At 66.6% G+C, this 17,664-nt stretch carries 19 protein-coding genes and 1 tRNA gene; 12 read left to right on the top strand and 8 right to left on the bottom strand.

What is annotated here, in order from left to right; all coding sequences use genetic code 11:
- Position 1: 1 nt before the first annotated feature.
- From AC1DOM_RS13620 to yeiP, 3 genes are read left to right on the top strand one after another with little or no spacing between them, the layout of a single operon-like run.
- On the top strand, positions 2 to 1,300 hold the full coding sequence (locus AC1DOM_RS13620; protein WP_498964174.1) for a metal-dependent hydrolase family protein: 1,299 nt from the start codon (positions 2 to 4) through the stop codon (positions 1,298 to 1,300).
- A 40-nt stretch (positions 1,301 to 1,340) separates the two neighbouring features.
- Positions 1,341 to 2,111 carry an SDR family NAD(P)-dependent oxidoreductase gene (locus tag AC1DOM_RS13615; RefSeq protein WP_498964172.1) on the top strand — a complete coding sequence of 257 codons (771 nt, stop codon included), beginning with the start codon at positions 1,341 to 1,343 and terminating at the stop codon, positions 2,109 to 2,111.
- Positions 2,112 to 2,115: 4 nt separating this feature from the next.
- The gene (gene yeiP, locus AC1DOM_RS13610) at positions 2,116 to 2,682 is read left to right on the top strand and encodes an elongation factor P-like protein YeiP (RefSeq protein WP_498964170.1); all 567 of its coding nucleotides are present in this window, start codon (positions 2,116 to 2,118) and stop codon (positions 2,680 to 2,682) included.
- Between the two features lie 3 nt (positions 2,683 to 2,685).
- Here the strand turns inward: yeiP and AC1DOM_RS13605 are convergent, their stop codons facing one another.
- The gene (locus tag AC1DOM_RS13605; protein ID WP_498964168.1) at positions 2,686 to 3,240 is read right to left on the bottom strand and encodes an NUDIX hydrolase; all 555 of its coding nucleotides are present in this window, start codon (positions 3,238 to 3,240) and stop codon (positions 2,686 to 2,688) included.
- Between the two features lie 151 nt (positions 3,241 to 3,391).
- Here AC1DOM_RS13605 and AC1DOM_RS13600 point away from each other — a divergent pair, with 151 nt between their 5' ends.
- The 4 genes from AC1DOM_RS13600 to mtnC all read left to right on the top strand — a co-directional run bounded on the left by AC1DOM_RS13600 (position 3,392) and on the right by mtnC (position 6,950).
- A complete protein-coding gene (locus AC1DOM_RS13600; RefSeq protein WP_498964166.1) occupies positions 3,392 to 4,942 on the top strand; it encodes an amino acid permease in 1,551 nt (516 codons plus the stop codon).
- Positions 4,943 to 5,059: 117 nt separating this feature from the next.
- Positions 5,060 to 5,698 (top strand): methylthioribulose 1-phosphate dehydratase, encoded by a 639-nt coding sequence (locus AC1DOM_RS13595; protein WP_498964164.1) that lies wholly within the window; start codon positions 5,060 to 5,062, stop codon positions 5,696 to 5,698.
- Positions 5,695 to 6,255 (top strand): 1,2-dihydroxy-3-keto-5-methylthiopentene dioxygenase, encoded by a 561-nt coding sequence (locus AC1DOM_RS13590; protein ID WP_498964162.1) that lies wholly within the window; start codon positions 5,695 to 5,697, stop codon positions 6,253 to 6,255. The genes AC1DOM_RS13595 and AC1DOM_RS13590 overlap by 4 nt, the downstream gene beginning before the upstream one ends.
- On the top strand, positions 6,255 to 6,950 hold the full coding sequence (gene mtnC, locus AC1DOM_RS13585) for an acireductone synthase (RefSeq protein WP_498964160.1): 696 nt from the start codon (positions 6,255 to 6,257) through the stop codon (positions 6,948 to 6,950). The genes AC1DOM_RS13590 and mtnC overlap by 1 nt, the downstream gene beginning before the upstream one ends.
- A gap of 58 nt (positions 6,951 to 7,008) precedes the next feature.
- On the opposite strand, the gene AC1DOM_RS13580 is transcribed toward mtnC, so the two are convergent.
- From AC1DOM_RS13580 to hisS, 3 genes are read right to left on the bottom strand one after another with little or no spacing between them, the layout of a single operon-like run.
- The gene (locus AC1DOM_RS13580) at positions 7,009 to 8,265 is read right to left on the bottom strand and encodes a calcineurin-like phosphoesterase C-terminal domain-containing protein (protein ID WP_498964158.1); all 1,257 of its coding nucleotides are present in this window, start codon (positions 8,263 to 8,265) and stop codon (positions 7,009 to 7,011) included.
- 1 nt (position 8,266) lies between these two features.
- Entirely contained in the window at positions 8,267 to 10,150 is a 1,884-nt protein-coding gene (locus AC1DOM_RS13575) for an HAL/PAL/TAL family ammonia-lyase (RefSeq protein WP_498964156.1), read from the bottom strand.
- Complete coding sequence (gene hisS, locus AC1DOM_RS13570; protein ID WP_498964154.1) at positions 10,147 to 11,514, bottom strand: histidine--tRNA ligase; 1,368 nt, start codon at positions 11,512 to 11,514, stop codon at positions 10,147 to 10,149. Before hisS ends, AC1DOM_RS13575 begins: the two co-directional genes overlap by 4 nt.
- Before the next feature lie 168 nt (positions 11,515 to 11,682).
- Here hisS and AC1DOM_RS13565 point away from each other — a divergent pair.
- From AC1DOM_RS13565 to AC1DOM_RS13545, 5 genes are all read left to right on the top strand, one after another.
- Positions 11,683 to 11,759 (top strand) — tRNA-Pro (locus tag AC1DOM_RS13565).
- Positions 11,760 to 11,897: 138 nt separating this feature from the next.
- Entirely contained in the window at positions 11,898 to 12,419 is a 522-nt protein-coding gene (locus AC1DOM_RS13560) for a hemerythrin domain-containing protein (protein ID WP_498964152.1), read from the top strand.
- Between the two features lie 151 nt (positions 12,420 to 12,570).
- On the top strand, positions 12,571 to 13,041 hold the full coding sequence (locus tag AC1DOM_RS13555) for a 2,4'-dihydroxyacetophenone dioxygenase family protein (RefSeq protein ID WP_498964150.1): 471 nt from the start codon (positions 12,571 to 12,573) through the stop codon (positions 13,039 to 13,041).
- Between the two features lie 130 nt (positions 13,042 to 13,171).
- Complete coding sequence (locus AC1DOM_RS13550) at positions 13,172 to 13,471, top strand: hypothetical protein (RefSeq protein ID WP_498964148.1); 300 nt, start codon at positions 13,172 to 13,174, stop codon at positions 13,469 to 13,471.
- A gap of 34 nt (positions 13,472 to 13,505) precedes the next feature.
- Positions 13,506 to 13,898, top strand: coding sequence for a hypothetical protein (locus tag AC1DOM_RS13545; RefSeq protein ID WP_498964146.1), 393 nt, complete (start codon positions 13,506 to 13,508; stop codon positions 13,896 to 13,898).
- Here the strand turns inward: AC1DOM_RS13545 and AC1DOM_RS13540 are convergent.
- The 4 genes from AC1DOM_RS13540 to AC1DOM_RS13525 are packed head-to-tail and all read right to left on the bottom strand — an operon-like array spanning position 13,895 to position 17,660.
- On the bottom strand, positions 13,895 to 14,944 hold the full coding sequence (locus AC1DOM_RS13540; RefSeq protein WP_498964144.1) for a sulfate/molybdate ABC transporter ATP-binding protein: 1,050 nt from the start codon (positions 14,942 to 14,944) through the stop codon (positions 13,895 to 13,897). The two genes, AC1DOM_RS13545 and AC1DOM_RS13540, sit on opposite strands and share 4 nt — an antisense overlap.
- Positions 14,945 to 14,950: 6 nt before the next feature.
- Positions 14,951 to 15,811 carry a sulfate ABC transporter permease subunit CysW gene (gene cysW / locus AC1DOM_RS13535; RefSeq protein ID WP_498964142.1) on the bottom strand — a complete coding sequence of 287 codons (861 nt, stop codon included), beginning with the start codon at positions 15,809 to 15,811 and terminating at the stop codon, positions 14,951 to 14,953.
- Positions 15,804 to 16,655, bottom strand: a complete 852-nt coding sequence (gene cysT, locus AC1DOM_RS13530; protein ID WP_498964140.1) for a sulfate ABC transporter permease subunit CysT — start codon at positions 16,653 to 16,655, stop codon at positions 15,804 to 15,806. Before cysT ends, cysW begins: the two co-directional genes overlap by 8 nt.
- A gap of 3 nt (positions 16,656 to 16,658) precedes the next feature.
- A complete protein-coding gene (locus AC1DOM_RS13525; RefSeq protein WP_498964138.1) occupies positions 16,659 to 17,660 on the bottom strand; it encodes a sulfate ABC transporter substrate-binding protein in 1,002 nt (333 codons plus the stop codon).
- Between the last annotated feature and the right edge of the window lie 4 nt (positions 17,661 to 17,664).

The raw sequence follows: 17,664 nt of genomic DNA, 5'->3' as shown, positions 1-17,664 counted from the left end.
GATGCATGCATGGCTCGGTGCGTTGCTGGCGTTGGTGTCGCTGCAGACCTTCGCCGCGGACGCGCCCAAGCCCACGTATCTACTGCAACCCGATCGCGTCTGGACCGGCGAAGGCGCGGCGCATGCCGGTTGGGCGGTCCTCGTGCGCGATGGCGCGATCGTTGCGGTCGGCGATGCGAAAACCATCGAAGCACCCGCGGATGCACAACGCATCGCCCTGCCCGGCGCGACGCTCGTACCCGGCATGATCGACCTGCATTCGCACGTCTTCCTGCATCCGTACAACGAGACGCTCTGGAACGACCAAGTCCTGAAGGAACCGGAGGCCGAACGCGTCCTGCGCGCCGCGCGCCACGCGCACGACACGCTGCAGGCTGGCTGGACGACGCTGCGCGACCTCGGCACCGAAGGCGCGAACTACGACGACGTCGCGGTCAAGCATGCGATCGAAAGCGGATTGATCGATGGCCCGCGGATGTTCGTCGTGACCAAGGCGATCGTCGCGACCGGCAGCTACGGCCCCGGCCCCCGCGGCTTCCGCGACGATCTGAACCTGCCGCGCGGAGCGCAGGAAGTCAGCGGCGTCGACGCCGGCATCGCCGCCGTGCGCGACCAGGCGGGCCACGGCGCGGACTGGATCAAACTCTACGGCGACTACCGCATCGGCACCGATGGCAGCACGCAACCCACGTTCACGCCGGCGGAGTTGAAAGCGATGGTCGAGGCCGCGCATTTGTCGGGCCGCCCCGTCGCCGTGCACGCGATGACCGACAAGGCCGTGCGCATGGCGGTGGATGCGGGCGCCGATACGATCGAACATGGCTACGAAGTCTCCGACGAAACCTTCCGCCGCATGCGCGAACGCAACGTCGCGTGGTTGCCGACGCTGACGGCGACCGAAGCCTACGGCGAATACTTCGAACACTACGTGCCCGGCCAGTCGCAGCCCACGCAGGAAATGCGCGATGTCGCCGCCGCCTTCGCCCGCGCGCGCAAGGCCGGTACCACGATCGCCTGCGGCAGCGACGTCGGCGTGTTCCGCCACGGCGACAACTACCGCGAGCCCGAATGGCTGGTTCGCCTGGGCATGACGCCAGTGGAAGCCCTGCAGGCCTGCACGACGGTGGCCGCGAAGGTGCTGCGCCAGGACGCGCACTTCGGCGCGATCCGCACCGGCCTGCGCGCCGACCTGGCCGCCTTCACCGGCGATCCGACGCAGGACATCGGCGCGCTGCGGCATCCGGTCTTCGTGATGAAGGACGGGGCCGTGGCCCGCCGGCCGGAAGCGGCCGCTCCATAGGCTAAAATCCCGCTTCTTTTTCCGCCCGCAGGGATCCCCCATGCAACTGTCCTCCACCCGCGCCATCGTCACCGGTGGCGTCTCCGGCCTGGGCTTCGCGGTCGCGCAGCACCTGGTCGCCAATGGCGCGAAGGTCGCGCTGTTCGACGTCAACGAAGAAAAGGGCACCGCCGCCGTCGCGCAGCTCGGCGCCGCGAACGCGACCTTCTTCAAGACCGACGTCAGCGACGAAGCGGGCGTGGTCGCCAACGTCGCCGCCGCGAAGGACTTCCTCGGTGGCCTGAATGTCGCGATCAACTGCGCCGGCATCCTCGGCGCGGGCCGCGTGCTCGGCAAGGAAGCGCCGATGCCGCTGTCGCAGTTCTCCACGACGGTGATGGTGAACCTGGTCGGCAGCTTCAACGTGGCGAAGGCCGCGGCCAACCTGATGCAGCACAACGAACCCGGCATCGACGGCGAGCGCGGCGTCATCATCAACACCGCGTCGGTCGCCGCCTACGAAGGCCAGATCGGCCAGGCTGCGTACTCGGCGTCGAAGGGCGGCGTGGTCGGCATGACGCTGCCGATGGCGCGCGAACTGGCCCGCTTCGGCATCCGCGTGATGACCATCGCCCCGGGCGTGTTCTGGACGCCGATGGTCGACGGCATGCCGGACAACGTGCAGCAGGCGCTCGCCGCTTCGATCCCCTTCCCCTCCCGCCTGGGCAAGCCCGAAGAATTCGCGGACCTCGTCGCTTACATCCTCGGCAACACCTACCTCAACGGCGAGACCATCCGCCTGGACGGCGCCACGCGCCTCGCACCGAAGTGATCCCATGAAGGCTTACGACATCAAGAAAGGCAACGTCGTCGAACACAACGGCGGCGTTTATCAAGTGCGCGACATCGAACGCAGCTCGCCGCAGGGCCGCGGCGGCAACGTGCGTTTCCGCTTCGTGATGTACAGCATCCCCGGCGCCAACAAGCTCGATGCGAGTTTCGACGGCGACGACGACCTGCGCGAAGTCGACATGAGCCGCCGCCAGGCGACGTATTCGTACAAGGACGGCGATGCGTTCGTGTTCCTCGACGACGAGGACTACACGCCGTACACGCTGGACGCCGATGCGATCGGCGATGCAGCCGGCTACATCGTCGACGACCTCACGGGCATTTACGTGCAGCTGATCGACGACGCGCCGGTGGCGATCCAACTGCCGCAGAGCGTGGCGATGGAAGTCGTCGAAACCCCGCCCGAACTCAAGGGCGGTACGGCGACCAAGCGCCCGAAGCCGGCGAAGCTCACCACCGGCATCGAGATCATGGTTCCCGAATACATCGGCACCGGCGAGAAGGTGTGGGTCAACACCACGACCGGCGAATTCGGCGGTCGCGCCGAATAGGTTTCAGCGCGACAACCACTTCCCGGCCATGCGCCGTACCGACGGATCCATCGATTCGTCGGCCGGCAAGGACGCGATCGCACGCCATGCCAGCGCGTGCGATTCGTCGCTGACGACGAAGGCTTCGTTCTCTCCCGCGCGCACGATGTAACGCACGTCGTAATGGATGTGCGCCGGCACGCCCTTGTGCTCCGGAATCTCGTGCGCATCCAGATCGAAGATTCCGGCCTCGACGGTCAGCCCGGTGAGCCCCGATTCCTCTTCCGCTTCGGTCAGGGCCACGCGCGCGAAGTCGCGATCGCCGTCGGCATGCCCGCCCAACTGCAGCCAGCGATCCAGTTTTCGGTGGTGCGTCAGCAGTACACGCTCGCCCGCACGGTCGACCAGCCAGGCCGAGGCGGTGAAGTGGCCGGCCAGCCGTTCGCGCCGGAAGGGATCCTCCGCGTCTTCCAACAGTTCGAGGAAGCGGTCGACGGTCGCGGATTCAGCCAGCCAACGTCGGCGATAGTCGGCCAACGCTCGGCGCGCCGCTTCGGCGGCCTTCGGGTCCATGGACATGGGGCGGTTTCTTGCGGGGAAGGGGCGGATTATCACCGCCCCCGAATGTTACTTGTGCCACCGCGCCGCCGCGGGGTATGTTCGCCGGCGGCCCACGCCCGTCTTCACGGCACCCGTGGGGTCATCTAATTCGCTCTCCGGGGAGAACCAAATGCTGTTCTGGCGTGTCAAGCCTCTGGATTTAATCCTGAAGACGGCCGAGAAGAAGGCGCTCAAGCGCCAGCTCGGCGCCTTCCAGCTGACGATGCTCGGCATCGGCGCAATCATCGGCACCGGCATTTTCGTGCTGACCGCCGAAGCCGCGCAGAAGGCCGGCCCCGGCATGATGTTGTCGTTCGTGATCGCAGGCTTCGTCTGCGCGGTCGCGGCGCTGTGCTACGCCGAACTCGCGGCGATGGTGCCCGTCTCCGGTTCGGCATACACCTACTCCTACGCGGTGCTCGGCGAGTTCGTCGCCTGGCTCGTGGGCTGGGCCCTCATCCTCGAATACGCCGTCGCGGCGAGTGCGGTCTCGGTCGGATGGTCCGGGTACCTGGTGGGCCTGCTGAAGAATTCGTTCCTGCATATCGAGATTCCGGCGGCCCTGGCCACCGGTCCGTATGCGGGCGGCATCATCAACCTCCCGGCGGTCTTCATCGGCCTGCTGGTCACCGTGTTGCTGATCCGCGGCACCAAGGAAAGCGCGGTGGTCAACGCCTTCCTGGTGACGGTGAAGGTGCTCGCGCTGGCCGCGTTCATCGCCCTGGCGATCCCGGTGATGAAGGACACCAACTTCCATCCCTTCGCCCCGCTCGGCAACGCCGGCATCGTGGGTGCGGCGGCGTCGATCTTCTTCGCGTACGTCGGCTTCGACGCGGTCTCCACCGCGGCCGAAGAAACCAAGAATCCGCAGCGCAACATCCCGATCGGCCTGATCGCCTCGCTGATCGTCTGCACCATCTTCTACCTGCTGGTGGCGGCCGGTGCGATCGGTTCGTACGGCGCGCAGCCGGTGTTCGCGGCGGATGGTTCGCCGCTGTCGCCGGGCTCGATGGAACTTGCCGCTCGCTGCAAGGAACTCGCCGGCGGCGAGAACCTGCCGCTGGTGTGCTCCAGCGAAGCGCTGGCGCATGTGCTGCGCATGATCGGACACCCGATGGTCGGCAACCTGCTCGGCCTGGCCGCGTTCATCGCCCTGCCCTCGGTCATCCTGATGATGATCTACGGCCAGACGCGCATCTTCTTCACGATGTCGCGCGACGGCCTGCTGCCGCCGATCCTGAGCAAGGTGCACCCGCGCTTCAACACCCCGCACATCGTGACGATGATGACGGGCCTGGGCGTCATGATCGCCGCCGCGTTCCTGCCGGTGGGCAAGCTCGCCGACATCTCGAACTCGGGCACGCTGTTCGCGTTCCTGGTCGTGTCGCTCGCGGTGATGATGCTCCGTCGCAGCGACCCGTCGCGCCACCGTCCGTTCCGCACGCCGCTGGTGTGGATCATCGCGCCGATGTCGGTCGTCGGCTGCGTGGTGCTGTTCCTGTACCTGCCGCGCGACGCCAAGCTCGTCTTCCCGATCTGGGCGGGCATCGGCCTGTTCTTCTATTACATCTACGGCTACCGCAAGAGCCACATGCGCCCGGGCAACGCGCCGGTGGACGACGACGCCCCGGTGCTCCCGGCCGCGCCGGTCTTCCACGAAGGCCCGGAGCCGGGCCCGTAAGGCCCCTGCGTCAAGCGACACACGAAACGGCGCGGGCAACCGCGCCGTTTCCTTTTGGGGGCCGCCTTGAACGGCGCGTTTGCAGCGGCTGAACACGCTCCGGGTAAACTTCCCCGCATGAACGCCCCCCTCCCCTTCGACCGCGAAGCACTGCGTCGCGCGGCCGGCGAGATCATCGCCAACGTCACCGAACTCGCCGCGCGCGGCTGGACGCCGGCGACCAGCAGCAACTTCTCGCGCCGCATCGATGCGCAGCACGCCGCCATCACCGTCTCCGGCCGCGACAAGGGCCGCCTGACCGAAGACGACATCATGGTCGTCGACCTGGAAGGCCAGCCCGTCGCCACCGACCAGCGCTCCTCCGCCGAAACGCTGCTGCACACGCAGCTCTACAAGCGATTCCCGGACATCGGCTGCGTCCTGCACACGCATTCGCAGAACCAGACGATCGCCTCGCGCCTGTTCGCCGGCAAGGGCCAGCTGCGCCTGGACGGTTACGAATTGCTCAAGGCCTTCCGCGGCAACGACACGCACGAGACCGAAGTCGTCGTGCCCGTGCTGCCGAACTCGCAGGACATGCACACGCTCGCCGCGCAGGTCGATGCCCTGCTCGACCGCCGCCCGATGTGGGGCTACCTCATCGACGGGCACGGCCTCTACGCATGGGGCACCGACATGGCCGAAGCGCGCCGCCACCTGGAAGCCTTCGAATTCCTGATCGGCTGCGAACTGGAACTGAGGAAACTGCAACGATGAGCCGCCTGCGCATCTTCGAAGAAGACCATCCCGACCAGCCGGTCGTCGTCGCGCGCACGCTCGATGAGATCGCCCGCGAACTCAAGCCGATCAACGTGTCCTTCGAACGTTGGGAAGCCACGCAGCCGGTGAAGGCCGGCGATCCGCCCGAAGCGATCATGGCCGCCTACAAGGGCGACATCGATCGCCTGGTGTCCGAGCGCGGCTTCCGCACCGTCGACGTCGTGAGCATCGCGCCCGACAATCCCGCCCGCGCGGAAATGCGGAAGAAGTTCCTCGACGAACACTTCCACAAGGAAGACGAAGTGCGTTTCTTCGTCGATGGCTCGGGCCTGTTCACGCTGCACGTCGACGGGCGCGTCTACGAATTGTTGTGCGAAGCCGGCGACCTGGTCGCCGTGCCCGATGGCATGACGCATTGGTTCGACATGGGGCCGGAACCGCGCTTCGTCGCGATCCGCTTCTTCACCGAGCCGGATGGTTGGGTCGGGCATTTCACGGGCGCCGACATCGCCACGCGTTTCCCGCGCTACGAGCCGGGCCAGGCGCGCGAGTGATGGCCACGCGCATCCTCACCGACATCGAAGGCACCACCAGCAGCATTTCCTTCGTGCGCGACGTGTTGTTCCCGTATGCGCGCCGTGCGCTGCCGGGCTTCGTGCGCGAGCACGGCAAGGAACCCGATGTGCGGCGCTGGCTCGACCAGGTCGCGATGGAAAACGGCGGCGTGTGCAGCGACGAGATGATCGTGGAGACGCTGCAGGGCTGGATCGACGAAGACCGCAAGCACACCGCGCTCAAGGCGCTGCAGGGCATGGTGTGGGACGCCGGTTACCGCAATGCGGACTTCACCGCGCCGCTGTATCCGGACGTCGCGCCGGCGCTGCAAGCGTGGCGCGATGCGGGGCATCCGCTGGCCGTGTATTCGTCCGGCTCAGTGCCCGCGCAGAAGTTGTTGTTCGGCCACACCGATGCGGGCGACCTGACGGGGATGTTCACCGCCTGGTTCGACACCGCGGTCGGACACAAACGCGACGCGGACAGCTATCGCCGCATCGCGGCCGAGTACGGCGGGAACGCGGGCGACATCGTCTTCCTGTCGGATATCGTCGAAGAGCTCGACGCGGCGCGCGATGCCGGCATGCGCACGGTGCTGCTGGATCGCCGCGAGGATTATCCGGCGCCGCGCACCGGTGAGGCGACGCGCGGGCATACACGCGTCGAATCCTTCGCGGACATCGAACTCACCTGACCCCCATCCCCCTTCCAGGGGGATCAATCGCGCAAAGCGCGATTGAGGGGGTCTCAGCTCATGGCGCTGCCAATCGATACGTCGTCTTCGCACGCGTCTGCCCGCGCCACGTATCGAACGCACGCACTTCCACCGCGTGTTCGCCGGCATCGAGCTTGGTCGGCAACGCGCCGCGCCACAGATGCGTCGACGGCGTCGCTTCCGGCGAACGATCGAAGCCACGCAAGTGGTCCGCCGTATCGTCCCGCACGTTTTCTTCCACCAGGCGCGGATCGGGCTGCGCCACGCGCTGCATCGGCATCCAGTCGCCATCGTCCACGCGATACTCCACGCGCGTGCCCGCATGGCCCATGTACACGTTCGCGTAGACGCCCCAAGCCGGCCAGGCCCCGCGACGCAACACCTTCGGCGCATGCAACGCGATCTGCGTGTCGGCCGGATCGCGCGCCGGATGCCAGGCGAGCGTATAGCTGCCGTCGCCCTGCACGTCCACCGTCGCGAAACCGTTCGGCGTGCCGTCGCTCATCGTCGCATCGGGAATGCCCTGCGCATCCGGCGCGCCCGACCAGAACGCACCGCACGCGGCACCGACGTTGTATTCGTGCAGGGGCTGCGGTCCATGCCACCCGTCCTTCGCGCCGTGGAAGTAGTGCTGCTGGTTGTGCGTATGCGCGCTCAGCAACAACACGTGCGGAAAGGGTTCGAGCAACGCGAACAGACGCTTGCGATCGGCGGAGCGGAAGTTCTCCCAGCCCTCGACCTCCGAGTTGTCGAAGAACGGGATGTGCGCGGCCAGGATCAGCAGCTTGTCGCGCGGCAGGTCGCGCAGCCAGCCTTCGATCTTCTTGAACTGGTCCTCGCGCAAGCCGCCCACGTAGCCAGGCGACTTGCCCGGGCGCGCGATCACATCGTCGAGCACGATGACGTTCGCGGCGCGGTACTTGCTCAGGTACGTATCCGCGCCGAACGCCTTGTGCCATTGGCCCAGCGATGCAGCATCGGATTCCGCGCCGGCATCCATGTCGTGGTTGCCGGGCGCGAACAGCACTGGAATGCCGAGCCGCTTCATCACCCCTTTGATGCTCGGGTACAACGCAGGCGCATCGTTGGCGATGTCGCCGAGGACGATCACCGCGGCGCTGCCCTCGGTCATCGGACCCGCCGGATTCACGATGTCGCGCCTGAAGTAAGTCACGTCGACGGCCGACTTCGGCTGCGGATCGCCGAAGACGAGGAAGCGTTGCGGCTCCGCGGCGTGCGACGGCGCGAGCAACACCGTCGCGAAGACGACCGTGCACCACAAGCTCGCGCGCATGTCAGTCGTTCAGCGCAACGCGCGCGGCATCGAGGACGACATTCTCCGCCACCAGTCGAACGGCCATCGCCACATCGCCGTCGAGCGCGCGGTCGCGCGCCATCGGCTCGATGCGCGTGCGGATCGCGGCATGCGCGGCTTCCACCGCGCGGCCGGGGCGGAAGTCCGCCGCCTGTGCGAGCTCCGCGCGCAGACCATCGACTTCCGCGAGGAAACGCGCGCGCTCGGCGGCGTCCTTCGGCGGCCCGCCCTGCACTTTCGCCGCGAAGCCTTCGGCATCCACGCGATCGGCGAGCGAACGCGCGGCGTTGATCATGTCGCGGCGCAGGTCCAGCGCCTGCGCGGCGGTCATCAGTTCCAGGCCCAGCACCTTGGCCAGATCGGCGACCATCGCGAGCACGTGGCGCGCTTCGTTCGCGCCCATCGACACGTGGTCTTCGGCGTTCGCACTGGTGGGGATCGAATACACCGAAGCCGGCATCGCACGGCTCGCAAGGTCGTTGACGATCGCCGCGGCGGTGTACTGCACGATCATCAGGCCCGATTCGGTGCCGTCCTCGTTGCCGATGAGGAAGGCCGGCAGGCCGTCGTTGGTCGCCGGGTCGAGCAGCTTGTTGAGGCGGCGCTCGCTGATCGAGGCGAGCACCGGGATCGCCGCCTTCACGTAGCTCATCGCCAGCGCGAGCGGCATGCCGTGGAAGTGGCCGGCGGAGATCACCTGCTCCTCCACGTGTTCGGCCTGCGCATCGGGGAAGACCAGCGGGTTGTCGGTGACCGAATTGAGCTCGACGTCGAACACGCGCTTGGCCTGCTCCACCGCATCGCGCACGGCGCCATGCACCTGCGGAATGCAGCGCAGCGAATAACTGTCCTGCGGCTGGTGCTTCTTGCCGCCGCGGAAGGGACGGAAGCGCGTGTAGAACTTCTCGCGACCGTGGCGCTGGGTGAACGGCACCCAGTTCCAGCCGATGTCGAAGGCGTGCGCGTGCGATTCCGCATCGTCCCAGGCATCGGGCGCCCACGTGCAGAACTTCGGCACGAGGTGATACGGGATGTCGGAGAGTGTCGAGCCTTCGAGCAACTGGCGCAGATGCGCCGCCACGTGCACCTGGCCCGGATGCGGGCGCAGCGCGTGCACTTGTTCGGCGAATGCACCCAGGCGACCGGCGAAGGCATCGATCGTCATCGCCGCGGCGATGTCGGCCGTGTCGAGCAATTCTTCCAGGCGCTGCAACGCGAGCGCACCGCACGCGAGCATCTGCGCCGTGCCGTTGTTGAGCGCGAGCCCTTCCTTGTACGACAGCGACACCGGATGCAGGCCCTTGCGCCGCAAGGCTTCGCCACCGGACACGCGCTCGCCGTCGACGAACGCTTCGCCGCCGCCGATCAACACGATGGCCAGGTGCGACAGCGGCGCGAGGTCGCCCGACGCGCCGACCGAACCCAGCTGCGGCACGACAGGCACGACGCCCGCGTTGAGCAGCGCGGCCAACGCCTGCAGCGTTTCCACGCGAATACCCGAATGCCCGCGCAGCAACGTGTTGATGCGGATGCACAACATCGCGCGCACCACTTCCCGCGGGAAGGGTTCGCCGACGCACACCGCGTGCGTGACGATGAGGTTGTTCTGCAATTCGCGATGCAGCGAGCGACCGGCGTCGGCCTCGCGCACCGGATGGCCGCCGAGCAACTTGTCGGCATTGCTGCCGAAGCCCGTCGAGACACCGTAGATCGGTTCCTCGCGCGCGACCTGCTCGGCGAGGAATTCCGCCGCGCGCGCGACGGCCTTCAGTGCGTCGGCGTCCAGCTCCACGATCGCGCCGTGCGCGACTTCCACCAACATGCGTTGCGACAGCGAGCGGCCATCGAGGCGAACAGGTCTCATCGCACGGTCTCCTGCAGCCTGGCGGGCAAGTCTGCTTCTGTCAGTTCGAATTGATCGCCGCTGCGCATGTCCTTCACCGCGACCACGCCGCGGGCGATTTCATCTTCGCCGCGGATGGCGACGAAACGGATGCCCGCGCGATCGGCGTATTGCAACTGCTTGGCGAGCTTGCGCGGTTCCAGTTGCGTTTCCACGTTGAGCCCCGCGCCGCGCAGGCGCTGCGACAGCGCGAGCGCATCGGGCAGCAGCGCATCGTCCATCAGCGAGACGAGCACGTCGACCGAGCTGGCCGCCGTCGACACCAGCCCGGCCTTCTGCAATTGGTAGAACAGTCGCGTCAGGCCGATCGAAATGCCGACGCCCGGCAACTTCGACTTGGTGTAGTGGCTCGCGAGATTGTCGTAGCGGCCGCCCGAACAGATCGAACCGATCTGCGGGTGCGCATCGAGGAAGGTCTCGTAGACGATGCCCGTGTAGTAATCCAGGCCGCGCGCGATCGAGAGGTTCAGTGCGTAGCGGTGTTCGGGGACGCCGAGCGCTTTGAGCTGCGCGAGGATCGCGCGCAGTTCCGCGCGGCCTTCCTCGAACAGCGCCGTTCCCTGCGGAAAGGCGTCGAGCTTCACCAGCGCATCGGCATGCCCGTTCGAACGCACCTGCGAGAACGCCATCAGCGCATCGACCACGTCCTGTGCCAGTCCGTAACCCTCGCCCAACAGGGTCGCGCGCACCGCATCGGGCCCGCGCTTGTCGAGCTTGTCGAGTTCGCGCAGCACCGCCGTCTGCTGCTCGCCATCGCCGATGCCCAGGCCTTCGAAGTACCCGCGCAACAACTTGCGATGATTGAAGTGGATGGTGAAATCGCCGATCGCCAGGTGTTCGAACACCGACGCGATGACCGCGGGGATCTCGGCATCGAAGCGCGGCGACAGCGTGTCCTTGCCGATCACGTCGATGTCGCACTGGTAGAACTCGCGATAGCGCCCGCTCTGGGCGCGTTCGCCGCGATAGACCCGCTGCATCTGGTAGCGGCGGAAGGGGAAGGCGAGGTCGTGTTCATGTTCGGCCACGTAGCGGGCCAGCGGGACCGTGAGGTCGAAGCGCAGCGCCAGCTCCGGCCGCCCTTCCCTGCCCGCGCTGTCGAGCGCGCCGGTGGACTGGACGAAGTAGACCTGCCGCTCGGTGTCGCCGCCGGATTTGGTCAGCAGCACGTCGGAGAGCTCCATCACCGGGGTTTCGACCGGCAGGAAGCCGAACTGCTCGAAGGTCCGGCGGATCGTGTCCAGCATGCGCTGGAAGGCGATCTGGTCGCGCGGCAGCAGTTCCATGACGCCCGATGGCGTGCGGGGCTTGATCGGCGTACTCAAAGCGGGCTCCAGGGGTCGAAGGAGGCCGGCACCGGGCAATCCGCCGCGGCCGGCCGCAAGCCGCATAGTCTAGCGGCTGGGCGCCGCGCCCCTCGACCATCGCACCTCCGCAGCTTCCAAGGCTTGCCTCGACCTCGGGCGCCCCGCTAGAATTCGCGGCTCGGCTGTCGGGGTGTAGCTCAGTCTGGTAGAGCGCTACGTTCGGGACGTAGAGGTCGCAGGTTCGAATCCTGTCTCCCCGACCAATTTTCATTTGCCGATCCAAAAACCGCCCGCGTGGCGGTTTTTTGTTGCCTGTCGATCGCAGTCACGTTCGCGGTGTCACGCATCGTCGACCGCCCGGGGTCCAGCATCGCCGCGTGCAGTTCAACCGGAGGACCCCGATGGCACGCGACATCCTGAAGACTTTGAAGGAAGAACACGACGCGCTGCGCGCGTTGTTCGAACAGATGAAGGACACGACCGACCGTGCCGTGAAAGGACGCATCGAGTTGCTGGACAAGATCGAGGACAGCCTGATCCCGCATGCGAAGTGGGAAGAACAGGTGTTCTACCCCGCGTTCAAGGAACGCGCCGACCGCGAAGGCATGCAGACGCTCGCCGAAGCCATCGCCGAGCACCATGCCGTCGAGCATTCGGTGATCCCGGAAGTGCACCAGGCAGAACCCGGCACGCCCGAGTTCGCCGGCCGCGTGAAAGTGTTCGGTGAGTTCATCGACCACCACGCCAAGGAAGAAGAGAAGACGATGTTCAAGATGGCGCGCGAGATGTTCAGCGCCGAAGAACGCGCGCAGATGGACGAGGATTACGCGTCCTGGAAGGACTCGGACGTCGCGATGAAGCTCGTCGTGAGCGAAAAGGCGAAGGCCGCCAGCGGCGCGGCGCGCCAGGCCACGCGCCAGTAAGACATTCGGGCAGGCGTGGGTCGGACGACCCACGCCTGTGCGTCCGGCTGCTGAAGAAGATACCTCCCGCTTGGGCATTTTCCTCGGCACATGGTCGCGTGGTGAGCGCTAGATTGATCGCGCGCAACCACCAACCAGAGGACGTTCCCCCATGCTGCACAAGTCCATCGAAACCGCCGTCATCGCCGACGAATCCATTCCGTGGATTCCATTCGCGCCGTACAGCAACGAGGTGATGGTCAAGTACTTCAAGCTCGACCCGATCCGCGGCGAAGTCATCGCCATGCTCAAGGCGCCAGCCAGCACCGTCATGCCGCGCCACTACCACTCCGGCACCGTCATCGTTTACACGCTGCAGGGCCAGTGGAAATACCAGGAACACGACTGGGTCGCCACGCCCGGCAGCATCGTGTACGAAACCGCCGGTTCCGCACACACGCCGCAGGCCTCCGACCATGACGGCGAAGTGATCGCACTGAACATCGTCACCGGCGACCTGGTGTACATGGACGAGAACGACCGCGTCGTGGCGATCGAGAACTGGAAGACCGCATTGGAACGCTACCTGGCGTACTGCAATGCGAAGGGAATCACACCGCGGGACCTGACCGCGTTCCGGTAATCGTTTCAGCCGACGGGTCTTCACGTCGCGCACGCATTGCCTCGACGTCGCTGAATGCGCGAGCGCACATGCATTTTCCGGCCACGCGGCTTTTGGCAGAATCGCCAGACACCCGAGCCAATGCTTGCGTATGACTTCATCGGACAACCGCGTCATCGTCACTTTCGTCGGCGGGCCGTTGCATGGCCTGCAACAGGAACTGGATGCGCCGCCGGAGCGGTTCTGGCGCGACCTGCCGAATGGGTCGGCGCTGTTGTACGGATGCCGGTGGCGTTCCGACGCCACCGGCGGCCATGCGGTCTACAGCCCGGTGGGCATGTCCCCGCATGCCTATCGCGAGTTGCTGCAGACCGTGGACCTGGAACGTCACGGGCCGGTGGCGGCCGCGTTGCAGGATGCGCCCGGCAAGCACGCCCGTGGCACGAGCTGATTCGAAGACACCCTGTCGCAACGGAAAGGATTCCATGCCCCATACGATCCAGATGTTGGATGCCAGCACCCTCGAGGTGCGTTACACCGGCGTCGTCGGCTACTTCGAACGCGCGCAAGCCGTCGAAGACGTCGCACGGATGCTCCAGGACGCGCGGGCCGACCGCCTGCTGGTCGACTTCACCAACGCCACGCCCGTCGAGGAAGACAAGGCCAACCGGGCCGACTTCATCGCGCGCACCATCACCCACTTGGCGATCCCGACGGCGCGCGTCGCCCTGGTCGGGATCTCCAGCGTCTTCGCGTTTCCCACCGAACTTGCGTGCGAAATCCGGCACATCCCGTCGCGCGTGTTCGACACACGCGCCGAAGCGCTCGAATGGCTCGCGCGCGCTTCGCTGGAAGCCGCTACCGCGAAAGCGCCCTAGCGGTCGCTCGGATACACCGACGCCCGCACCGGGCGCACGCGCACCACGTCGCCGACGCGCGGCACCTGCGCATCCTGCGTGTCCGGTAAATCCATTTCCATCGTCTGGGGTTGGCCCGCGCATTCGAGTTCGGCGGTGATGCGGTCTGCGCGACGGAACAGATCGACGACCTTCGCGGCGAAACCTTCGCCTTCGCCGACGATCGCCAGATCGTGCGGCCGCGTCATCAGTACCGCGGGGCCTTCGTAGTCGCCTTCCATCGGCAATGCGAGTCGATGCCCTTCCATGTGGAAGCTGCCTTCGCGTACCTCGCCCTCCAGCCGGTTCGCACGCCCGATGAACGCGAAGACGAAGGGAGACGCGGGCGCACGATGGATCTCGTCGACCGAGGCCACCTGCTCGATGCGGCCATTGCGCATCACGACCACGCGATCGGCCAGTTCGAGCGCTTCTTCCTGGTCGTGCGTGACGAAGACGGTCGTCTGCCCGGTTTGTTCGTGCAGCCGCCGCAACCAACGACGCAACTCCACGCGGACCTTGGCGTCGAGCGCGCCGAAGGGTTCGTCCAGCAACAACACGCTCGGCTTGATCGCCAGCGCGCGCGCCAGGGCGACGCGTTGTTTCTGGCCACCCGAGAGTTGGTCGGGATAGCGCCCGCCGAGTTCCGGCAACTGGATCAGCACCAGCAACTCGTCGACGCGTTTGGCGATTTCCGCGCGCGAAGGACGCTGCGCGCGCGGCCGACTACGCAGGCCGAAGGCGATGTTCTCGGCGACCGTCATGTGGCGGAACAGCGCGTACTGCTGGAACACGAAGCCGACGTTGCGTTCGCGCAAGCGCATCGACGTCGCATCGGTTTCGCCGAAGTGCAGCCGACCCGCATCCGGATGCAGCAGGCCCGCGATCACGCGCAGCAACGTGGTCTTGCCCGATCCCGACGGACCGAGCAGCGCGACCAGTTCGCCCGATGCGATGTCCAGGTCGACGGCGTCCAGCGCCGCGACGCCGGGGTAATGCTTGGCGATGCCGTTGAGGTGAAGGTCCATGTCCGCTCAGTGTCTCCGATGGGCGCGCGCGAGCGCATCGCCGTGCCGCGCTTCCAGCCAGAAGCGCACGACGAGCGTCACCAGTGCGAGCCCCGCGAGCAGCGAGGCGACCGCGAAGGCCGCGGTGGAATTGAATTCGTTGTAGAGGATTTCGATGTGCAGCGGCAAGGTATTGGTCAGGCCGCGGATGTGGCCGGAGACCACCGACACCGCGCCGAACTCGCCCATCGCGCGCGCACCGCACAACAGCACGCCGTACAACAGTGCCCATTTGATGTTCGGCAAGGTGATGCGGCGGAACATCTGCCACGGCCCTGCCCCGAGCGAGCGTGCCGCGAGTTCTTCTTCCGTGCCCTGCTGTTCCATCAGCGGGATCAACTCGCGCGCGACGAAGGGAAAGGTGATGAACATCGTCGCCAGGATGATGGCCGGACGCGCGAACAGAATCTGCAGCCCGTAGTGATCGATCAGCGGCGCGAACCAGCCCGTGCGCCCGAACAGCAGCACCAGGCACAAACCCGCCACCACCGGCGAGACCGCGAACGGCAGGTCGATCAGCGCGAGCAGGATGCGCTTGCCGCGGAATTCGAAGCGCGTCACGGCCCATGCGGTGGCCAGGCCGAAGAACGCGTTGAGCGGAATCACGACGGCCGCGGTGATGAGCGTCAACTCGAGCGCCGAACGCGCGTCGGGCTCGGTCAATGCGGCGAACCACACCTTCACGCCCTCCGAGAACGCCGCGCCCAGCACCATCGCCAGCGGCATCACGAGCAACAGCGCCATCACGAGGATCGCGAGCGCGGTGAGCCCCCAGCGCAGCCAACGCGGCGCCTGCAACGGGTCGACGGGCGCGCCCTTCTCAAACATCGCGCTTCCTCGCGAACAGGGCCGGGATCAGCGTGTTGATCGCCAGCAGGCACACGAACGAGGCCGCGAGCAACAACGCCGCGATCGCGACCGCGCCGTCGTAGTCGTATTCCTCCAGGCGGATGGTGATCAGCAGCGGCGCGATTTCGGTCTTGAACGGCAGGTTGCCGGCGATGAAGATCACCGAGCCGTATTCGCCCAGCGCGCGCGCGAAGGCGAGCGAGAAACCGGTGAGCAATGCAGGCGCGAGTTCGGGCAGCACCACGCGGCGGAAGGTCGTGAATCGGCTCGCGCCCAGCGATGCCGCGGCTTCTTCCTGGTCGCGGCCGAGCACTTCGAGCACCGGTTGCAAGGTGCGCACCGCGAAGGGCAAACCGATGAACACCAGCGCGATCACGATGCCTGCCGGTGCGTAGGCGATCTTGTAACCGTGCGGTTCGACGAATCGCCCGACCCACCCGTTCGCCGAATAGATCGCCGTCAACGCGATGCCGGCGACTGCCGTCGGCAATGCGAACGGCAGGTCGACGAGCGCATCCATCAAGCGTCGACCGGGGAAGCGATAACGCACGATCACCCAGGCGATGAGCGCGCCGGCGAGCGAAGCGATCACCGCGGCGACGGCCGACGCGCTGAAACTCAACACCAGCGAGGCGCGCACGCGCGGATCGGCGAGCACGCGCATCCAGCCGGCGCCGCCCAATTCCGCCGAGCGCACGACGAGCGCGGCCAGCGGCAACAGCACGATCAACCCGAGCCACGCCATGCCCAGGCCGAGGCTCAGGCCGAAACCGGGCAGCGGATGGCGCATCCGCCGCACCAGGCGCGTGGCGACGATCGCCATCGATCAGCCGCCCGGCCGATAGATCTGGTCGAAGAAACCGCCGTCGGCGAAGTGCGTCGTCTGCGCGTGCTTCCAACCGCCGAAGGCGTTGTCGATGGTCACCATCGGTACCTTCGGGAAACGCGCGAGCGCCGCAGCGGACACGCCCGCGGGTTCGGCCGGGCGATAGAAATGCTTCGCCACGATTTGCTGGCCCTGCGGCGTATACAGGAATCGCAGGTACGCCTCGGCCTGCATGCGCGTGCCGTGTTTGTCGATGTTGGCATCCAGCCACGCGACCGGCGGCTCGGCCTTGATGCTGAGCGAAGGAACGACAATCTCGAACTTGCCGCGCGTCTGCGCGTCGTTCTGCGCCAGCAAGGCTTCGTTTTCCCACGCGATCAGCACGTCGCCGATGCCGCGTTCGACGAAGGTCGTCGTTGCGCCGCGCGCACCGGTGTCGAGCACGGGCACGTTGCGGAACAACTTGCCCATGTAATCGACCACCTTCGGGCCGGTGCGATATTCGCGCGACGCCCACGCCCAGGCGGCGAGGTAGTTCCAGCGCGCGCCGCCGGAGGTCTTCGGATTGGGCGTGATCACGGCGACGCCGGGGCGCGCGAGGTCGTTCCAGTCCTTGATCTTCTTCGGATTGCCCTTGCGCACGAGGAAGACGATGGTCGAGGTATACGGCGCGCTGTTGTGTGGCAGGCGCGTTTGCCAATTCGCCGGGAGCAGCTTGGCCTTATCGGCGATGACGTCGATGTCCGCGGCGAGCGCGAGCGTGACGACATCGGCGCCCAGGCCGTCGATCACTGCGCGCGCCTGTTTGCCGGAGCCGCCGTGGGAGGTGCGCAGGTTGAGGTCTTCGCCGGTCTTCTGTTTCCACTGCGCGGCGAAGGCGACGTTCACGTCTTCGTAGAGTTCGCGCGTGGGGTCGTAGGACACGTTGAGCAGCGTGGTTTTCGCCGATGCCACGCCGGTGAGCAGGACCAAGGTGAGAGTCGCGAGGAAGGTCTTCGTCATGACG

Source organism: Lysobacter sp. P5_B12 (assembly GCF_056400425.1).
This window is presented reverse-complemented; position numbering and strand designations above follow the sequence as displayed.

Excerpts from the sequence above, each read along its gene's own strand:
- AC1DOM_RS13600 (WP_498964166.1), top strand. The coding sequence starts at position 3,392 with ATGCTGTTCTGGCGTGTCAAGCCTCTGGATTTAATCCTGAAGACGGCC.
- AC1DOM_RS13525 (WP_498964138.1), bottom strand. The coding sequence starts at position 17,660 with ATGACGAAGACCTTCCTCGCGACTCTCACCTTGGTCCTGCTCACCGGC.
- AC1DOM_RS13580 (WP_498964158.1), bottom strand. The coding sequence starts at position 8,265 with ATGCGCGCGAGCTTGTGGTGCACGGTCGTCTTCGCGACGGTGTTGCTC.
- AC1DOM_RS13575 (WP_498964156.1), bottom strand. The coding sequence starts at position 10,150 with ATGAGACCTGTTCGCCTCGATGGCCGCTCGCTGTCGCAACGCATGTTG.
- AC1DOM_RS13560 (WP_498964152.1), top strand. The coding sequence starts at position 11,898 with ATGGCACGCGACATCCTGAAGACTTTGAAGGAAGAACACGACGCGCTG.
- AC1DOM_RS13545 (WP_498964146.1), top strand. The coding sequence starts at position 13,506 with ATGCCCCATACGATCCAGATGTTGGATGCCAGCACCCTCGAGGTGCGT.
- AC1DOM_RS13590 (WP_498964162.1), top strand. The coding sequence starts at position 5,695 with ATGAGCCGCCTGCGCATCTTCGAAGAAGACCATCCCGACCAGCCGGTC.
- mtnC (WP_498964160.1), top strand. The coding sequence starts at position 6,255 with ATGGCCACGCGCATCCTCACCGACATCGAAGGCACCACCAGCAGCATT.
- AC1DOM_RS13595 (WP_498964164.1), top strand. The coding sequence starts at position 5,060 with ATGAACGCCCCCCTCCCCTTCGACCGCGAAGCACTGCGTCGCGCGGCC.
- AC1DOM_RS13555 (WP_498964150.1), top strand. The coding sequence starts at position 12,571 with ATGCTGCACAAGTCCATCGAAACCGCCGTCATCGCCGACGAATCCATT.
- yeiP (WP_498964170.1), top strand. The coding sequence starts at position 2,116 with ATGAAGGCTTACGACATCAAGAAAGGCAACGTCGTCGAACACAACGGC.
- AC1DOM_RS13550 (WP_498964148.1), top strand. The coding sequence starts at position 13,172 with ATGACTTCATCGGACAACCGCGTCATCGTCACTTTCGTCGGCGGGCCG.
- AC1DOM_RS13605 (WP_498964168.1), bottom strand. The coding sequence starts at position 3,240 with ATGTCCATGGACCCGAAGGCCGCCGAAGCGGCGCGCCGAGCGTTGGCC.
- AC1DOM_RS13620 (WP_498964174.1), top strand. The coding sequence starts at position 2 with ATGCATGCATGGCTCGGTGCGTTGCTGGCGTTGGTGTCGCTGCAGACC.
- cysT (WP_498964140.1), bottom strand. The coding sequence starts at position 16,655 with ATGGCGATCGTCGCCACGCGCCTGGTGCGGCGGATGCGCCATCCGCTG.
- AC1DOM_RS13540 (WP_498964144.1), bottom strand. The coding sequence starts at position 14,944 with ATGGACCTTCACCTCAACGGCATCGCCAAGCATTACCCCGGCGTCGCG.
- cysW (WP_498964142.1), bottom strand. The coding sequence starts at position 15,811 with ATGTTTGAGAAGGGCGCGCCCGTCGACCCGTTGCAGGCGCCGCGTTGG.
- AC1DOM_RS13615 (WP_498964172.1), top strand. The coding sequence starts at position 1,341 with ATGCAACTGTCCTCCACCCGCGCCATCGTCACCGGTGGCGTCTCCGGC.